This is a genomic window from Pseudomonas sp. On1, assembly GCF_033783325.1.
Window position 1 is genome coordinate 314,092 of the sequence record NZ_JAWPOA010000001.1, and the last position, 16,943, is coordinate 331,034.

Sequence of the window (16,943 nt, forward strand, 5' to 3'; positions counted from 1 at the left end):
CAGAATCTAGTTCAAGTACGTCCCGGGTGATTTACGCGCTGGGTGCTGTGTGCTTAAGGTGCCCAAGGTATGCCACGAACACGTTTGTTCCTCCCTCTCTCCCGACCTCAGGCGAATGCCTTGGAAGATCGCGACTGCTCATCAGCAGCGCTGCTTGCGCAGTGGTCTATTCCGTCCTTGGCCGCCGTGATCGCTATTCAGTCCTTGCCGACGCTGGCCCAGACAACAGATCCCAGTGCTCGGCTGGAGCGCGCTTTAGCGGGCCTTATAGATGCTGGCTTTGACCTGGAATCCGCTGGCCAGGGTGTTTCCTTCTCCTCTCTGGTGTTCAGCCGCTTCAATCCTCAGTTGTTCAGCGCCGGGCTAAATCAGCTGCGGTCACTGTCTGTCCGTCTTCTCGACCCCGAAGATCTGGATGCAGAGGGTTACCTCACAGAAAACCGAAAATGGGATTTCGAATTCGCTTCACGCCATGCTGAGGCATTGAATCCATTTACCGAGAGGTTTGTTGACGCAGCTGGAAAGTCCTTCACCCTCGCCCCCCAACAGGCCCGGGCATTCCGCGTCTTTAAGTCGGAACTGGATGAGGACTTTCACCTCCAGGCTCTCGCTGGAACGGGAAAGACGTTCATGATCGAGCGCCTCATCGACTGCCTCACCTCTTACCGCCCTCTTGTCCTGGCCATGACCAAGGTGCAACTTGATGCCCTGCAGCAGAGGGTCGGGACTGGCCGGGTAACGGGTATGACTTTCTCGGAGCTTGCAGTCCGCTCGCTTCAACTGGATGTCGGACGGCATGGTTCCAGATCCTTCCGCTTATCGATGAGACGAGCGCGTGTAGAGATGAGCCAGATTGCCAACCACCTGGAATTCAAGCCCGTTGGTAACCTCACTCCCAGTCAAGTCGCCTCAGTGGCCAACAGGACGGTCTTCCGGTACTGCACAAGCCGTGACGCCGAGATTGGAGTTCATCATCTTCCATCATTGGGCGGGTCGTACTCGGTGCCCCAGAAAGAGCTTCTGGTCCAATGCGCAAATCGACTCTGGCAAGAGACCATTTTCCCCTCGTCTTCATCACTGGAGCTACCTGTCCGTGGCTACCACCGGATCAAAGAGGTTTCGCTCAGCAGTACAGCGGTAGTCGAGCCAGGCTTCACTCACGTGATCGTCGATGAGGCCCATGACCTCCCTGCCCCAATGGCTCAATTCCTGGATCGGTGCTCTATCCCGGTGATCACCTTGGGGGATTCCTGCCAGCGCCTGGACGGGGCCGCTGTGGAGCGTGCGCCACACGTTCGCCGGCGTGAAATATTCCACTCTCTCCGTTCAGGCCGAGAGATGGAAGCTGCGGTGAACACCCTGATTGAGCAGAACCCAGTGGTCGACGTGCACCCGCTCGAGGGGAACCGCGAACAAGACACAAGGGTTGTGTTCTATAGCCGGCCCTTCATTCCCGAGCAGCCTACTACCATCTTGGTGTGGTCTGAGTGGGGAATGTTTGAGTGGTTCCAGCGCCTGGCCAACGCGAAGGCTCAGTTCAGCCTTCTGCCAGGGTGCGAGGGAGGTTTCAGGTGGTTTGTCCTCGACTGCATAGGGCTCTACCGCGAAGGAATCAGACCGACACACGGCGCCCTGTTCAAGTACACCTCCTGGGACGCGCTGCGAAAGGAGGTCTCGAAGAGGGAGAGCGCCTTTGATCGAATAGACCGGATGCTTGAAAAGGGATATTCCACAATGGACTTCGAGCGCAGCCTCATGAAGTTGGACCAGGCTGGCAAGGCGCCCTACAAACTGGGAACGGTCGTTGCGGCCAAGAACTCGGAGGTCAATTCGGTGATGCTGGCCCCTGAGCTATTGGATAGCAGCGGTTCCGATCGTCTGGATGCTGCCCGGGCTTTTGCTGCGGTCTACACAGGAGGTACCCGCGCCCGTCATCAGCTTTTTGTACCTGGGCATCTTCAGGAATGGGCTTCCGATACTGCGGCCAGGGCGAGGTGCTCCTAGCCCGCGGGAGGCAATCCCCCTCCTCCGCTTGCTCGCGGCTTGTCCGCGATCATAGCCGGCGGCCAACCGGGCGATCTGGGGGCCGAGCGTCGCGGCAGCTTGAAAGATGCGCATATTGTGCGAGAATTGTGCATAGTAAGTGCAATCCTAAAGGAGGCAACCCATGGCCAGCAAAGCCGTATTAGAGCTTCGCCCCACCAACTTCGCGGGCTTGATGGACGCTCTCAAAGAGGTGAACCGTGTGATGTTCTCTCCTGAGCGCTTCCTCAAGGTTTTTTCGATGGACCAGCAGACCTTGGCGCTCCGGGCCCATGTCCATCGCAACACTGTGCGCAACGCGCCTGAATCGGAAAAGGTCCAGGCCTACATTCGTGATTCAGTGAAGGTTCTGCGCGCAGTGACCGACATGGGCACGGACGTGACGAATGCCATCTTCTGGTTTAAGAACGAGCCTCTTTCCACGTTCGGCTATAAGACAGCGGAGGAAGTGGTCAGCGAAGGAAAAACCGAGCAGCTGATCGCTTTCCTTCAATCTTGGGAAGCTGGTGCCCAAGGATGAAAATCATCGGAGTGCAGGACCTCCCCTGCTACCGAATGCACACTCCCAAGTGGTCCGTTGCGCCTACATCTGGAGCTGGAGCTGCAACTCAGGGTGGCCGGGTTAACCGAAAGGGGCTAGAGGCTCTATACCTCTCGCTTGAGTCGGCAACGGCCATCGCTGAGTTTCAGCAAGCAAGCGCATTCCTTCCTCCTGGTCTGCTGGTCAGCTATTCCCTCAGTCTGGATCGAGTGATCGACTTCACCGGCGGCTATAACGATACCTGGGCCCCGATCTGGCAAGACTTCTTCTGCGACTGGAGAAAGATTCGCTTCAACGACGGCGTTGAACCGCCGAGCTGGATTATCGGGGATCTGGCTATCGAGGCTGACTGTGCTGGGATTCTGTTCGAGTCCGTTGCGAACCCTGGAGGTCGGAACCTGGTGCTTTTCACCGATCAGTTGCCGGTGCATGGGAATATTGTGGTCAACGATCCTCGCGGGGATCTTCCTACCGACCAGTCATCCTGGACGCGCCCGTAGTGCAAGCCCTGTGCCAGGCTCACGCCTGGCAACTGGGCTAGCGCCTTACACGTACTGTTTGCTTCCTTTCCGCTCGAGCGGACGGCCTTTGAACACGTGCGGCCCGTCCATCGTCAGTTCGACCTTGTCTCCCTTGCGGGTCAGCCAGGGCGTGGCTTCAGATCCGGTTTTGGAGGTCACTCCGCTGGGGCTGATCCGAATTTCATCGGCATCGATTTCGATCGTCCCCAAGACGTAGGTGTAAATCAGACTGCTGAAGAACCCGCTTTTAAATTCGAAGGCACACTCTACTACCTGGTCCCCATACTCCATCCGCATTCTCGGCTTGAGGGAGGCAACCGACACTGCGCCATTGTCGACCGCGGAATAGACACTGCAGACCAGTGCAACCTTGCCACCCATGCGATGGGAGATGGCCGGGTTGATCTCGACGGTTTCGATCCCTGGAGCGGAGGCGCTGGCACTGACCACGTCACCGGTATGGGACACAAAGGGATCAGCATCGAAGGAGCCTCGCTTGTCAGGCGCCTGGATTATGGACATTCGACCATCTGGGCGAAGGATGCCGATGCGGAGGTCTAGGTCATCGTTGTCCCGACCGTCCCCGTTGTCCACCCAGGTGGCGCTTACCTTGATCGCCTTAGGCGCGGCCGCACCTTTCTCCAGCGAGACTTTGTGTGAGGTTCCTGGCTTGTCCAAGGTAACAACTGACTTGGTGATGTTCACCGGCTTTGCAGGGGGAGCGGCCGGGGTTGGAGCAGCTACCGGCGCTTCATCGACCTCTACACCGTACATGCCACAGAGCCCGGCCAAGCCCGAGACGAAACCCTGCCAGACTGAACGCGCCTTTGCCTGGCCATTTCGAATGTAGAGTTCGAGCACGATGATCCCCGTCTCCCGGTCGAAGGCCCCGGGCGCAAGATCCAGTACCTGTTCGCCGGCGATGACTCGCGCAGTGAGGTTGGGCACTTCGGCGAAGCCTCCACCGCTGCCGTCCTGGGTCAAGGTGATGGCGATCTTCGAAATTGTGGGTGGAAGACGGCTCAGGTCAAAGCTAATGCTGTGGCTGACCGTTCCGGCCTGGTTGATGGGAGGAGAGAAAGCGGCTGCGCCGGAAACATGCTCTGGTGCATTGAAGAAGACCATTCCGCTGTCATCGATCACTTTGCCTGTGTCAGTGACGAGGAAGGCCGTCAGGTTCACGTCGAGATTTGCGCCGGCAGAATGCGCTACCAGGACCTGGCCCTTGGGCTGGTTGATCGTTGTGTTCTCGCCGGGTTTCAGGGATTGACTCAATTTGGGTCGCCTATTCCTTGGTTGATGTGCAGGCGATCTCGCCTGGATTGCAACTTGAGATCAGCACTCACTTCTTCCGGGCCATCTCATCGCTGAAGAGTAACAGGACCAAACCATACATTGGAGCCAATGCATAGGTGCGAATCGTCGTAGAGAATCCTAGCCATGGGGCTTTGCTTGAGTCTGCAGAGTCATTCGATACGATACCCGTTCACCTGAATGCCCCAGCTCAGCTGGCTTAACCCAAGGAACGCACATGATCAACTGGAGCAGCACAGTGCAGAAATTAAAGAACCGGCTTTCTTTGTTTCTTCAGCGGCCCCGCGGTTCTCAAACACAAGGTCGTTTAAACCACGTCGCTCTTGGTGAGCAACTCCGACAACTGATGATATCTTTGTACCAAAGCAAGACTTTCTCCCAGCACGACTGGTTGCTTTTTTATGACCTCGCATTGTGTGTTGAGCCTGAGTTGAGCCCAAACCCCTTAGTTAAAAAGCCTTCTCTGCTTCCTTCACTGGGATTTAAGGATTTCGATCGGTTCATTTGCGCCCCAATCAGTGAAGGAGGCATCGGATTCGACTTAAAAAAATGGGAAGCACTCAAGCAGGCCAAGAAAGTTCATGTCGTTGCACCGTGGTTTTTCTTGAATGGCTTCAGTTATCTGTCTATCTCAAACATTGCCGCACAGGCTAGCACCAAGGGGGTTTCACTTCCTGAATCTAACGATGAACTTTCACAATTTTTGGACTCTGTTAATTAGATTTTTCAAATCAAGGTTTTTGACTGGCAAGCCGCCACAGTTGCACCAGGTCAGATGCCCTATGTCGCAGAAGCACTGCAGTGTCAGAGCAGGCCGACTCGAGTGTCATGGGACCAGGGGTGATGGAAAAGGCTGCAACAATTCCAATGTCACGTAGGCGCTGATATCCGGCTCCAAGCGTACCGGCAATTGCCACAGTAGGCACGCCTGCAGCTGTGGCGATGGCAGCCACCCCAGCAGGAGTCTTCCCGTGAAGGGTTTGCTCGTCCAACTTGCCCTCGCCGGTGATCACCAAGTCGGCTCCTTGAACTGCCAGGCTCAGCCCAGACAGATCTGCGATCAACTGAACGCCGGGCCTGAATTCTGCCTGGAGAAATGCCTTTGCAGCGAAGCCTATACCTCCAGCAGCGCCAGCCCCGGGGAAGTCTCGAACGTCTTCCTGGAGTTGCTCTGCCACGATGTCGGCATATGCGGCCATTGCTTCATCCAGAGCCAGGACCTGATCAGGTGATGCACCTTTCTGTGGGCCGAAAACGTGAGAGGCTCCTTTCGGCCCGGTCAGTGGGTTGTCGACATCACAGGCAACATCAATCCGGACTTTATGTAGCCTTTCATCCAAACTCCTGAGGTCTATCCGCCGAAGAGCATTCAGCGCGAGGCCACCCTCCTTGAGCTCATCGCCAGCAGAATCCAGGAACTTAGCACCAAGCGCTCGCAACATTCCGGTACCGCCATCATTGGTCGCGCTACCACCGAACCCCATGATGATTCGTTGCGCGCCGGCGTTCAGAGCCTGCAGGACCAGTTGACCTGTGCCGAAGGTGGATGCGCGCGTCACGTCGCGGGCGGCAGGCTCGACCAGATGGATGCCACTGGCAGCCGCCATTTCGATCACCGCCGTACGGGATTCGCTCAACCACCCCCAGGTTGCCTGGACCTCTGCCCCAAGTGGTCCACGGACGCGGCTTAACCGGCGCTCCCCCCTGGTGGCAGCCAGGACCGCGTCGACGGTGCCCTCCCCTCCGTCTGCCATCGGCACGCATACGATTTCAGCGTCAGGAGCCGAATCTCGTACTCCCAGGGCAATGGCTTCCGCCACGTGCTCTGCTGACAGGCTTTCTTTAAACGAATCCGGTGCGATCACGACTTTCATGCAGTCCCCTCGGGCCAAGCTGTTGTTTGAGGGGATTGTTCCTGCTTCAGATGCGCGGCGGGTAGGTGGGAATCACAGACTTTATGACGGTCTTTTGTGCAATTTCACAAGGCCCACGAATCCCTACTCCCCAGCCAGGATCATAGCCAGATAGAGTTCAGTGATGCCTTTGGGGGATGCGAGGTCGAAACCGGTGATATCGGCGATTCTCTCCAGTCTGTAGCGAAGGCTGTTCCGATGGATGTTCAGTGACTCTGCACAGGCTTGACCATCATTTCCGTGCTCAACCCAGCACTTCAATGTCTTTCGTAGCTGGCCATTACCGTCCTCTTGTTGCAGGGCGAGGTAAGGCTCAGCCAGCTGCCGAAATCCATCCTCGGAACGATAACGCCACACTGCGACCGGAATTCTGTGAGCGGCCAGATCAAGCCACTGGATATCTGGAATCTTCGTTTGGGCGTAGGCCATCAGGTCAGATAGCTGCTCTACCTCAGAGCGCAGAGATCCGGTTTCGATGTTTGGGGTGCCGATCGCCACTCTGCTGAGTGAAATGCCGGCGCGAGTTACCCGCTCACGAAAATCCGGTGGAATAGTGCGAGGTGGGCACCAGACCAGGCCTGATGCATGCATCGGAACGCACCAAGCGTCGGCTACCTGGTGCTGCATCCATCTGGTGACCTGCTCAATGTCGGATGGGTTGGTCAGCTCGAGGAGGATTGCCGTCCGACGAAGATCAGGTTTCAGACCCAATCGCTGGGCCTCAACGATGGCTCGGTGGGCAGACTGGCCGGATAGGAGGATGGCAGACAGTACATCTTCAGTCCTCTTCTTGAGCCAAATCTGGTGCTGCTGGTCGTTCCGCTGGGCCACCAACATTTCAGCGGTCATTCGTACCATCTCAGCGAATGTGCGGACCTCCTCGGGCTCGCCAGATACGCCGATGACGCCGATCAGTTGGCCATCCAGGCACAGTGGAAGGTTCACCCCTTCCTGAACGCCTCTGAGAGCGCCAGCAGCAGCACTGTCGATTTCCACAGCCCTGTTGTTGGCAAGGACCAATTGAGCCCCTTCGTGGCGGGTATAGAGGCGCTCTGCCTCTCCAGTCCCAATGATCAAGCCCTGGCTGTCCATCACATTCACGTTACGCGGAAGGATGGCCATCGCTCGGTCAGCGATTTCCTGGGCGAGGGAGTGGTCAAGATCGAACATTGCCGGCGGCCTGTGTTTTGTTTCAGGCCAGTGTACCGAGGCTGGCGGTTGCCACCAGCTTTTCGGAAAATCATTGCTCGGGGCCCAGAATCCCTGAGGAAGTCGCAATAGTTCCACCGCGGCTGATGGGAGCGCTCATGAAATTCCGGTCCACTCTCTTGAACCGTCTACCCCTTCGGCCGCTCCTCTGCCCTGTTTCCCAGGATGCTTAATAAAACCGCGTCGGCCGGAGATCACCAACAGTCATCCAATGCGTTGGGGCGTAGCCTTGGGAGATCGCCATTTGCCGAGCCTCGCGTGGGGTCACAGCGTTATCGAGGTCGACATGCTCGATCCCTGCTTCCACCTTGATCCTGAGGTAGAAGGCTTTGCCGGGATGCCTTTTCGCTAAGTCCTTGTCCATCATGATGACTTGTTCCGGGAAGTCGTCCGGAGGTGTAGCGTCTATTGCGTTCATACGGTGACCTGATTAGAGGTGGTTGGTCAGCGCGCCAGCACCCAAGGCAAACGCGGAAAGCGCTAAAGCTGCCCAGAGGAGCTTCATGAGGGCCGGGGCCAAGCTGATTGTCAGACTTCTTTGCAGCTGGGTATCAGATTCCGCCCGGGCCTCCAACGAATCCCCGACGGAGGGCCGTGCAGGGTTCAGGGTTGTAACCCGATCTTCGATCTGGATGTGCATCTTCTGGATTTCTTCAATCTGCCTACGCAGGCCTTGAGTTTCTTCTGCCTGCTTCTCCAGTAACTCGCGAATGAACGCTGCGTGTTGTTCTTCTTGCGAACGCACCGTTCCTTCCAGTTGCTCAATCTTGGATTCGAGAGATGCGACCTCTTCAGCATGCGTGGTTTGAAGTTCGGAGGCATGCAGGTGGGCGCCTTCAACAATGCGCTGTGCGGCCTCGACGGCTTTCTCAGACTGGTTTTTCTCTCGTTGCCACCTCGCGGCCAACTCCACGAAACTGGGGAAGGACAAGAAACTGACTTTCTGTTGGTTCCACCAAGGGCGGAGGTCTTGGGCACGCCGCACCCCAATCACCTTCTGTCCAGCAGCTGGTGAGACGTAGAACCCAACCCGAGTCAGGAATGTCTCGATCCGCGCGTCGTTAGCCCGTGCATCCTCTGGTTTGACCTTGCTCTGTGCCCCGGTGGGAAGGTGTACCGCCTGGACCTGGTAGTTGCCACGCATCTCCGACTGCTGGATTAGTCGGATGAGTTGCGCCATGAGGTAGGAGCCAATGCCCAGCCCCGGCTGTCTGATCTCAATGCCTTCGGTGGGGCCAAATACGATCTGGCAGTCTTTGTGGTCGATGACACACCACACGGTGTTCTGATCGAGGTGGTACTGGCAGTCCGGATCTGAATCATCCCCTACGAATCGAAACGAAACGCGGAAGAATTCTGCCCCTTTGTGCAGTGATCCTTGCTGCTTGGAGGTTACAAGCTGGATCAATGCTAAGCGTTCTGTCCCATCGCTCTGGCGAACAAGACAGGCGCGGTCCTGTCCGGTTTGAGGGGAGGCATGGAGTTGCTTGCCTACCGAGATGAGAGTGGTCCTGCTCCGAGTTTCCGTAGTCATGGCATCGATCATTTGATGAATTACAGGGGCACAGCATAACAGCACCTTGACTTATCCCAGCTTCAGGCAAGCTGAAGGGAATGACAGGGCTGTGCTTTGCCAGTGGCAGTTCGGCGATGATGCCGGCGGGGTGATTGTGCCGTAAGCACGTCGAGAGAAGAGATCGCAGCCCGGTTCCCCCGGGCTGCTTGCAGGAGGATCAGTTGGCGTTGAGTTCGTAGGACCGGCCCACGAAGAGAGAGGCGTAGAGGGGCTTTCCTTCGCTGAACTTGTAGTGCTCTTCGAACTTACCTTCTTCGACTAGCTTGCGTGCGATCGCGCATTCGCTGTCGCTGTGTTCTCTCGCTTTGGCCCCGAAGTCACTTTGCCAAGTCGATAGGCCAGCTGCTTGGCAGAACGCATCGAACTGCGATTTGCCGGCGTTTGCCTGGTAGGAATCAAAGGCGTCCTTGATCGAAGAGAAGCCCTTAAAGGTCACCGAGTAGTCTTCGACCTTGGTTTGGAGCGCAAACTTGCTGACTGCGTCCAACAGGACGGACTGACCGGTCAAAGAGCTGTAGGCCCCAATGATGAAGCTGCTCAGGGTATTCCTGAGCAAAGTCTGCACCTCATCGAGCTCAGGAAGGGAAGCAAACTCCGCCTCACGAACGATCTGCCCAACCTCGCTGCCGTCATTGCGGTGGGTCACCACGAACCTCATGGAGCCCGCCCCATCGTCGCTACGCTGGATGTAGAAGTCGAGGTCGACCTTGGTGCCAAAGTCTCCGGTTGCACCAACGATGAAGGCACCTGTGACCGGGCTACGCACTGCCATGTTGGTGCCCCAGGAATAAGGCAACTTGACTTCGCTGCTGGCAGTCTCTGCAGGTGCCCATTCGTTGTCGGCAGCCAGGTCGCTCACCAGAACGACTTCGGCCCCTCTGCGGGAGATGAAGGGGTTTGCCATTTCCATTCCCAGCAATTGGACGTGAATCTCACCGTCCTTGCTGTCGCCGGAGTGGTTGATCTTCAGCGCATCCGCCTTTAGGTAGACGCCCGCGGCGTTGCGGCCGGTAGTGGACAGCATCTGGTACTTGGTCCACCCCATCAGGCCTTCTTCGCTCGACCGGCCAATCGCCGTTTCAAAAAGGCCGCGCAAGCCCTGAAGGAACTGCTCAGCACCGTTGGTTTGGACCGCTGCGAGGCGGACTTCTGGATTTTTAACGGTCAAGTCGCCGGAGAAGAAGGAGTATGAAATCTCGCCTTCGGAAAGGACGTCCTGCAGGTAGTAACGCTCTTTGAAGCTGTCGTAGTAGCTAAGTGCCGTCTTCTTCCCTGAACTGGAGAGGATGGCAGTAACACCACCGATAGCCACCACTGCAGCTGCGATGGAAGCCATGAGAAGGTGCTTCTTCTTGATCAATTTCATCATGGTGGTCCCTTATTGGAGCTGGGCGGAAGCGTTTTTCCAGGTGTTTACGTACTGCTGTGAAACGTCTGGAGTCCAGTTGAAGTCGATCCCTGAGTCAGGACCAAATTCACGTGCCAGGACTGCGCCGAACGAGACCTTGTCTGCGCAATGGTCCTGCTTACAGGCTTCAGGTGCGGCTGGCAGGTTGCCGCGGAACGTGGGAAGAGCCCGTCCGTCAACCAGCGGCATGAAAGGAGTGAGGTTTGCCACTGGCACCACATACCACTCCTTCTCGAAGGTTTGGTTCGATAGCAGCCGCCCTTTGGCTGGGAAGTCGATGTCATAGCTGCCGTCTGTCTTTCCAACGACGTGGATCATCATCAAGCCCACACTCTTGGAAGAATTCGGGTCCTGCAGCGCCAGCGGTGATCCGAAGCGGACCTGGATGCCTGCCATTTGAGCAAGCGCCTCGACCTCTTTGCCTTCGTAGTCCTTCATGCCCGCCTTCAGCTGCTCATAGCGATCAAGCACCCGAGAGTGGAGTTCTGCCATGTGCTGCTGCACTCGCCGCTCTTCGAGCAAGCGTTGCTGTTCGCGCTGAAGGGCCCAGTTGGAGCCATCCTTCACGTCAAAGTAGAACTGGCCGCGGCTCTCCCCCATGCGGTTACGTATGATTTTCTGCGCGTCCTCTCCCCAACCTGATTTAGGGAAAAGAGCGGCGAGACTTTTCGCCACGTAGAAGTTCTGTACCGAGACGGTTGAAGGGGAGCTGTTCCTGATCAGCTGAAATACCTCTTTGCCCGCCCTCTTGTAGTCGACCGGATCAAGCGCGAACGACTCATCGGGTGTGATCGCAACGTAATAGGGATCGCTATTGAACGGCCCCAGTACCCGGTAGTTGCCTCTCTGGAACGCCAGATAGACCTTCATTTGCCTGCTAGGAATCTCGCCCAGGAGGAATAGCGCTTGATCGGCATCCGGACTCAGGTAGGAGAGCTCTTTGCCCTTAACCACACTCTCCAGGTCCTTGTTGAACATCAAACCGCTGGCGTGGACAAACACTCGGCTCCAGTTGTCTCCACGGTAGGTGTTCGGAACTGTCCAAGACAGCTTCTCGAATGAGCCCTGAGCAAATCCTGTGGAGGGACATGGCATCGCTGGCGTCGAACCGAAAGCAAGACTGCCATCGCCATCGTTGAGGACAGATTTGCTCATCACCCATTTACAACCGCCTGAGTCCGTGATTTGGGTGAGTTTGCTATGTTCAAGCACCAGTGCCCTGCCAAAGTCAGACGCCGGCGTGACTGTAATAGCCGCAGGTACGGATGAGCGTTGAGGGTCGGAATGAATCTGCTCGATTTGGGCTGAGGGGGCTGCGGCGATCGTCGTTTGGGGAGGCAGCTGCTGGACGGTTTGATCCTGCTGCTCAGGCAGCTGATCATGCGCCTGCACCGTGTTTGTCACGGGAGCCACAACGTTTGTTGGTGGAGCCGTCTGGTCGACCAATGCAGATGCTTCGACAGACGAGTTGCTGGGGAGAACCGCTGGCGAAGATATCTGCTTGGCGGAAGCCAGCGTGACAATGCCTAAATTGGCCGCTGTACCAGATCCGCTGGCGTATAGGTTGCCGCTTGCATCGACAGCCCTCCAGGTCACCCTCGCGGCTGGGCAATCATTGGCGAGTACAGTTGGTAGTTTGCCGACCAGGCCAGTCAGGAGCGCTTGGTTGTCCCAAACTGGCCGTCGAATGGTCAGCTCAATTTCGGGTTTGCACCAGTTTGAGGCTTCGCCTGGGACATCTACCTTGATGTGATCTTTTTTCGAGACGGCCAGCTCGTGAGCGAATGCTTGCGGCAGTAGGCCGCAAGCTCCAACCACTGCCAGCGCGAGCGCGCGCTTCTTCATGGTCATCCTCAGATCAGTTCCCAGGTACCGTTGGCCTGTTTGCAGAAGGTGTTTTGCTGCTGCTCCGCCTGCCCACTGGCCGATTTGAGACTCACAGTCACCGGCCGGCAGGCAGTTTCGGCCACGACTTGCTCGGTGGGGAGGGACGGGATGGAATCGAGGTCGAACGCCTGGGTTTCTTTGCTGGCGGAGACATTCATTTCATCGAGGTTCACGGCAGGTGCAGCAGTCTTGGCAACGGCCTGTGCCTTCGGCTCGACGTAGTCCTTGTGAACATAGCCAACCGTAACACCCTTGCGGCCCACCAAGATCCAGTCACCGGTGGAGCCTACGGCGGTAAATTCAGTGTTGGTTGGCAGTCCACCGACTTTGTCTGCCTTCAGGTTCGGAGCTGCTCGGACATTCAGGCTGGACTTGGTCACATACGCTTCGTTGATCAGCTTCATCGAAGGGACTGCCTGGATCTTCGGCGCGCGCTTGACCTCAACTGTCTTGGTCTTGCTGTACTCCTGCCCCTGGGTGATTTGGGCAGTTGCACCGGAGTGATCTGAGGTCCAGGTGACCGGCTGGGTAGCAACGGTAGGCTGACTCAGGACCTCTTGGGTTCGCAGGGCCAGCGCCTGTTGGTCTTTCTCGTCGAGCATGTGTCCGATTCGGTTGCCAAGGTACCCGCCAATGCCTGCCGCGATGATCGTTGCGGCAATTTTGCCGTTTCCTTTGCCCATGGTCGCCCCGATTGCTGCGCCAGCGAGGCCGCCGAGGACGGTACCGGCCTGTTCTTTACTGATGCCCATTTCTGCACAACCGGAGGTTGCTGCAATCGCTATTGCCAGGATCGACGCGACGAACTTCTTACGCACAGTATTTCTCTCCCTTTTGTTGATACTCACTCTGCTTTCAGCAGAGGTTTGGTGAGGTCGTAGAGCATCGCTTCTGCCGACATTGCCCAGTGGAAAATGCCGGCCATAATGGTTGGCCCCTTCTCGATGCTCCGAAATGCGGTTCGGTACCCAGCTGACTGGATGATGGAGTTCCCATAGATCAGCGGGACGATGATGATCACGACGACTGCCCCAAGCCGAACCAAACGTCTCCGGCCCTGAATAAGCCCGCGCTGTTCCACGGCCGAGAGCACCAGTCCTACGAGATTGAGGGCGCCCATGAAGAGGCCGCTGATCAATGTCCAAGGGACGAACCACATATTCTTCAGGACGTTCAGGCCCTGCTCACCGTGGATGTCGGTGTGAGCCACATCGAACGCCATATTCTTGGCTATCCCTGGCAGGTACTTGTCGAACTGCTGTCGGCTGGCCAGAACATCCATGCCATTGACGTAGAGCGGGCCCATTTCTTCCCTGGCGAAATAACGGACCTCGGCGCTGTTCAAGATGGACTGGCGAGATCGCAGGCCAGGTTTGATGGACCGGGCAAAGTCATCGAGGGTAGGCTCGTAACCGAGCTCTTCCCCTGCCTTTGGCCAGGCAATGGGTTTCCACTCATTGCCTGGAAGCCCCGCCGCGCGGAATGCCTCGAGCTTGGCGTATGTCCTGGCGATATCCTCTATCTGAGGAACGACCTCATCTTGGATGCGTCCATATAGCCAATCGCCGTTTCGCCTTGTGTAGCCGGTGAAAACTGCTGCTGCGAACCCGAAGAAGTTTTGGTCGATCTTTTCTACGTAGGAGCCCTGCACGCTCATCAACACCCCAAGATTCGCAATGAATGCCTTGCCATCGCCCGTATCGCGATGCTCTTGGTAAGGGACGCCTGGGATCTGGAGTGAGTCGTAGAGCAACCCTTTCTTCGTCACGTAGGCATAGAGGCTGTATACGCGCAGGCTGGCCGGAAACTTCTCGGCGATCAGGTCCGGGGCTTCACCCTGAATCCACCAGGTTGCTGGAGCTGCGACTATGGTACTGAGCGCAATGCTGAGACCGATGTATTGACCTCCTCCCCATCGGCGGTGAGCCCAAATGCACATCCGCCAGGCGAACAGGCACACGCTGGCCGATGCCAAAATTTGACTGTAGATCTCGAGGGTTTGGAGCTGCTTGAGGGGAATGTCTGCCCCTGCCATGTTCAGCAACTCGGCGTTGAAGAGCAGGCCGCTGATCAAGCAGACGGCATTCAGCACAACGAGTGCGATGAGAAGCATCCAACGGGTCCTTGTCAGAGAACGGAACCAGCGGCCACAGAGCCAGTTATCTGAGAGGCGGCCGTTGGGATGGATGGCATTTTGACATCCGCTTCGGAGGCAGGCTACCAATTTGACGCCAGAAAAACGTACCCCGGGGGCCGCACCAGCTGGATTTGAATCTAACGGGGTTGCTGCTCGGTTCAAGCCAAAGCGTGCCGCTACGAGCACGGTTGAGGGAACGCCGGAGAGATAGGGGCTTGGTTGTTCAATCTTCGGCGTTATGGTCTTACAGGTGCAAAAGCATACGGCTGCACATTCAAGCCACTCGCGTTCCCGGGCGCGGCACTATCCCGTCCAACACCTGGTGCACTTTAGACCTTTCAAGGAAGCACTCAATGCAGATCAGCCAAGGGCAACGAATCCCGTTGTCTAACCTCATTCAGGGACGGACCCTTTCCGTCGCGATCCAGATCAAATCATCCCCTACAGTCGACCTTGCCTGTTTCGCACTGGATGCTTTCGGGAAGCTGTCAGACGCTCGCAACTTGATCTTCTACAACCAACGCATCTCTCCTTGCGGCAGCTTGAGACAGGTTGGTGCACAGTTCAGCCTGAAACTTTCAGGATTACCGTCATCCATAGAACGGTTGGTATTCACCGCTTCAATCGACGGTGAAGGCGCCATGGGCAATATTCGTCCCTCCACCTTTGTAATCAAGGACCGGACGGGTGAAGTCGTTGCCACATGCCCTTTTGCCGGCAATATCTTCGGGGCGGAGAAATCCATCATGGTCGCGGATCTCTACCGCGAGGATGGCCACTGGCATTTGGCGTCGAATCTTCAAGGTTTCAACGAAGACCTCACCGCCTTGGTGAGGCATTACGGTGGGCGGTGTTGAAGAGGTATCACCGGCAATTACCCTGTGTCAGCCCAGTTCAACCACGCTGGCTGGCTAGGGGCTTGGTTGTTCAATCTCCGGCGTTATCGTTCGGCATGCGCAGTAACTCAAGGCTGCACATTCGAGCCACTCGCGCTCCCTGGGCGCGGTACTATCCCTCCAGCACCTGGTGCACGTTAGAACTCTCAAGGAAGCACTAAATGCAGATCAGCCAAGGGCAACGTATCCCTCTATCGAACCTCATTCAGGGCCAGTCTCTATCCCTCGCGATCCAGATCAACTCCCCCCATACAGTCGACCTCGCCTGTTTCGGCCTGGATGCTGCGGGGAAGCTTTCGGACGATCGCTACATGATCTTCTTCAACCAGCCGATCTCCCCTTGCGGCAGCTTGAAGCAAGCTGGAGCAGAGTTCAGTCTGAGCCTGGCTGGACTTCCCCCCTCCATCGATCGCTTGGTGTTTACCGCGGCAATCGACGGGGCCGGTGCCATGCGCGATATCCAGTCCTCATCTTTTGTAATCAAGGACCCGGCCGGTCAAGTTGTTGCCACCTGCCCCTTCGCTGGCAACACGTTCGCCGCGGAGAAGGCCATCATGGTAGCAGACGTCTACCGCAAGGATGGCCAGTGGCGTTTGGCGTCGAATCTCCAAGGCTTCAACGAAGGGCTCAGCGCCCTGGTGAGGCATTTCGGGGGCGAGGTTGCTGATGATGCACCTCCCGCAAGTTCCCCTGCGCCAGCCCCCGTTCAAGCCACCATTTCGCTGGAAAAGAAGGTGGCGGCCGCGGCTCCGCAACTGATCAGCCTGGCCAAAAAGGCCCAGGTAAGCCTCGAGAAAGCGAAGCTGACTCATGTGAAGGCGCGTGTTGCGCTGGTTCTCGATGCGTCGGGCTCCATGAACTCCCAGTATTCCAAGGGTCGTGTTCAAGAGGTGGTCAACAGACTGCTGCCCCTGGCCGTCCACTTTGATGATGATGGCTCAATTGACTGCTGGGCCTTTGCAGCAAAGCCGCAAAAGCTCACCGAGATCACCCTGAGCAACTACCAAGACTTCATCAACACCGACAATTACGGTTGGCGTGACTGGAACGTTGGTAGCCGGATCAACGACGAGCCCAGGGTGATGGAGCAGGTGATCAGCTATTACCTCAACGACGGTGACCGGTCGCCCGTTTATGTTCTCTTCATCAGCGACGGTGGGGTACACGAGAACAGGAAGATCACCAAGCTCATGACCGAGGCTGCGAAGCTGCCCCTCTACTGGCAGTTCGTTGGCCTTGGGGGGCAGGGCTATGGCATCCTGGAAAAGCTTGATGACATGAAAGGGCGAGTGGTCGACAACTGCGGATTCTTCGCTCTGGATGACCTACACCAGGTAAGCGAGGAGCAGCTCTACGACCAGCTCATGGAGGAATTCCCGAGCTGGATCAAGGAAGCTTCAGCCAAGGGGATCATCGCCTAGCGCGCCCCAGAACCCACCGGTGTCTTAGCTGGGACGCCACTTCAAAACAAAAACCCGCCTAGATGGCGGGTTTTCTG

15 protein-coding genes are annotated in these 16,943 nt (G+C 56.9%); 6 read left to right on the forward strand and 9 right to left on the reverse strand.

The genetic code is table 11. The features are described 5' to 3' along the window. The first annotated feature begins 69 nt into the window (after positions 1 to 69). The 3 genes from R5C80_RS01940 (at position 70) to R5C80_RS01950 (ending at position 3,084) form a co-directional block, all read left to right on the forward strand. Positions 70 to 2,004, forward strand: a complete 1,935-nt coding sequence (locus tag R5C80_RS01940) for a helicase (RefSeq protein ID WP_319049581.1) — start codon at positions 70 to 72, stop codon at positions 2,002 to 2,004. A gap of 163 nt (positions 2,005 to 2,167) precedes the next feature. Continuing rightward, on the forward strand, positions 2,168 to 2,563 hold the full coding sequence (locus R5C80_RS01945; RefSeq protein ID WP_019437782.1) for a hypothetical protein: 396 nt from the start codon (positions 2,168 to 2,170) through the stop codon (positions 2,561 to 2,563). After that, on the forward strand, positions 2,560 to 3,084 hold the full coding sequence (locus R5C80_RS01950; RefSeq protein ID WP_319049582.1) for an RES family NAD+ phosphorylase: 525 nt from the start codon (positions 2,560 to 2,562) through the stop codon (positions 3,082 to 3,084). Before R5C80_RS01945 ends, R5C80_RS01950 begins: the two co-directional genes overlap by 4 nt. A gap of 45 nt (positions 3,085 to 3,129) precedes the next feature. Here the strand turns inward: R5C80_RS01950 and R5C80_RS01955 are convergent, their stop codons facing one another. Continuing rightward, positions 3,130 to 4,380, reverse strand: a complete 1,251-nt coding sequence (locus R5C80_RS01955) for a TerD family protein (protein ID WP_319049583.1) — start codon at positions 4,378 to 4,380, stop codon at positions 3,130 to 3,132. Between the two features lie 256 nt (positions 4,381 to 4,636). On the opposite strand from R5C80_RS01955, the gene R5C80_RS01960 reads away from it, so the two are divergent. Further along, complete coding sequence (locus R5C80_RS01960) at positions 4,637 to 5,140, forward strand: hypothetical protein (protein WP_319049584.1); 504 nt, start codon at positions 4,637 to 4,639, stop codon at positions 5,138 to 5,140. 10 nt (positions 5,141 to 5,150) lie between these two features. Here the strand turns inward: R5C80_RS01960 and R5C80_RS01965 are convergent, their stop codons facing one another. The 8 genes from R5C80_RS01965 to R5C80_RS02000 form a co-directional block, all read right to left on the reverse strand. After that, on the reverse strand, positions 5,151 to 6,293 hold the full coding sequence (locus R5C80_RS01965) for a glycerate kinase (RefSeq protein WP_319049585.1): 1,143 nt from the start codon (positions 6,291 to 6,293) through the stop codon (positions 5,151 to 5,153). A 123-nt stretch (positions 6,294 to 6,416) separates the two neighbouring features. Then, on the reverse strand, positions 6,417 to 7,502 hold the full coding sequence (locus tag R5C80_RS01970; RefSeq protein ID WP_319049586.1) for a sugar diacid recognition domain-containing protein: 1,086 nt from the start codon (positions 7,500 to 7,502) through the stop codon (positions 6,417 to 6,419). Positions 7,503 to 7,710: 208 nt separating this feature from the next. Then, a complete protein-coding gene (locus R5C80_RS01975) occupies positions 7,711 to 7,959 on the reverse strand; it encodes a hypothetical protein (RefSeq protein WP_128683535.1) in 249 nt (82 codons plus the stop codon). Positions 7,960 to 7,971: 12 nt separating this feature from the next. Then, the gene (locus tag R5C80_RS01980) at positions 7,972 to 9,087 is read right to left on the reverse strand and encodes a hypothetical protein (protein ID WP_319049587.1); all 1,116 of its coding nucleotides are present in this window, start codon (positions 9,085 to 9,087) and stop codon (positions 7,972 to 7,974) included. A gap of 187 nt (positions 9,088 to 9,274) precedes the next feature. Continuing rightward, positions 9,275 to 10,486: a hypothetical protein gene (locus tag R5C80_RS01985; RefSeq protein ID WP_319049588.1), complete on the reverse strand. Its 1,212-nt coding sequence runs from the start codon at positions 10,484 to 10,486 to the stop codon at positions 9,275 to 9,277. A gap of 9 nt (positions 10,487 to 10,495) precedes the next feature. Then, on the reverse strand, positions 10,496 to 12,370 hold the full coding sequence (locus R5C80_RS01990) for a hypothetical protein (RefSeq protein WP_319049589.1): 1,875 nt from the start codon (positions 12,368 to 12,370) through the stop codon (positions 10,496 to 10,498). Between the two features lie 8 nt (positions 12,371 to 12,378). Then, positions 12,379 to 13,230 (reverse strand): SH3 domain-containing protein, encoded by an 852-nt coding sequence (locus tag R5C80_RS01995; RefSeq protein WP_057391300.1) that lies wholly within the window; start codon positions 13,228 to 13,230, stop codon positions 12,379 to 12,381. 26 nt (positions 13,231 to 13,256) lie between these two features. After that, complete coding sequence (locus R5C80_RS02000; protein WP_319049590.1) at positions 13,257 to 14,525, reverse strand: hypothetical protein; 1,269 nt, start codon at positions 14,523 to 14,525, stop codon at positions 13,257 to 13,259. Positions 14,526 to 14,902: 377 nt separating this feature from the next. Between R5C80_RS02000 and R5C80_RS02005 the strand changes: the two genes are divergently transcribed. Together R5C80_RS02005 and R5C80_RS02010 are read left to right on the forward strand one after the other, a co-directional pair. After that, positions 14,903 to 15,406, forward strand: coding sequence for a TerD family protein (locus tag R5C80_RS02005; RefSeq protein ID WP_052150437.1), 504 nt, complete (start codon positions 14,903 to 14,905; stop codon positions 15,404 to 15,406). Between the two features lie 200 nt (positions 15,407 to 15,606). Further along, the gene (locus R5C80_RS02010; protein ID WP_319049591.1) at positions 15,607 to 16,866 is read left to right on the forward strand and encodes a VWA domain-containing protein; all 1,260 of its coding nucleotides are present in this window, start codon (positions 15,607 to 15,609) and stop codon (positions 16,864 to 16,866) included. Positions 16,867 to 16,943: the final 77 nt, after the last annotated feature.

Excerpts from the sequence above, each read along its gene's own strand:
- R5C80_RS01970 (WP_319049586.1), bottom strand. The coding sequence starts at position 7,502 with ATGTTCGATCTTGACCACTCCCTCGCCCAGGAAATCGCTGACCGAGCG.
- R5C80_RS02005 (WP_052150437.1), top strand. The coding sequence starts at position 14,903 with ATGCAGATCAGCCAAGGGCAACGAATCCCGTTGTCTAACCTCATTCAG.
- R5C80_RS01990 (WP_319049589.1), bottom strand. The coding sequence starts at position 12,370 with ATGAAGAAGCGCGCGCTCGCGCTGGCAGTGGTTGGAGCTTGCGGCCTA.
- R5C80_RS01980 (WP_319049587.1), bottom strand. The coding sequence starts at position 9,087 with ATGATCGATGCCATGACTACGGAAACTCGGAGCAGGACCACTCTCATC.
- R5C80_RS01985 (WP_319049588.1), bottom strand. The coding sequence starts at position 10,486 with ATGATGAAATTGATCAAGAAGAAGCACCTTCTCATGGCTTCCATCGCA.
- R5C80_RS01950 (WP_319049582.1), top strand. The coding sequence starts at position 2,560 with ATGAAAATCATCGGAGTGCAGGACCTCCCCTGCTACCGAATGCACACT.
- R5C80_RS01965 (WP_319049585.1), bottom strand. The coding sequence starts at position 6,293 with ATGAAAGTCGTGATCGCACCGGATTCGTTTAAAGAAAGCCTGTCAGCA.
- R5C80_RS01945 (WP_019437782.1), top strand. The coding sequence starts at position 2,168 with ATGGCCAGCAAAGCCGTATTAGAGCTTCGCCCCACCAACTTCGCGGGC.
- R5C80_RS01975 (WP_128683535.1), bottom strand. The coding sequence starts at position 7,959 with ATGAACGCAATAGACGCTACACCTCCGGACGACTTCCCGGAACAAGTC.
- R5C80_RS01960 (WP_319049584.1), top strand. The coding sequence starts at position 4,637 with ATGATCAACTGGAGCAGCACAGTGCAGAAATTAAAGAACCGGCTTTCT.
- R5C80_RS02010 (WP_319049591.1), top strand. The coding sequence starts at position 15,607 with ATGCAGATCAGCCAAGGGCAACGTATCCCTCTATCGAACCTCATTCAG.
- R5C80_RS01940 (WP_319049581.1), top strand. The coding sequence starts at position 70 with ATGCCACGAACACGTTTGTTCCTCCCTCTCTCCCGACCTCAGGCGAAT.
- R5C80_RS02000 (WP_319049590.1), bottom strand. The coding sequence starts at position 14,525 with ATGCTTCTCATCGCACTCGTTGTGCTGAATGCCGTCTGCTTGATCAGC.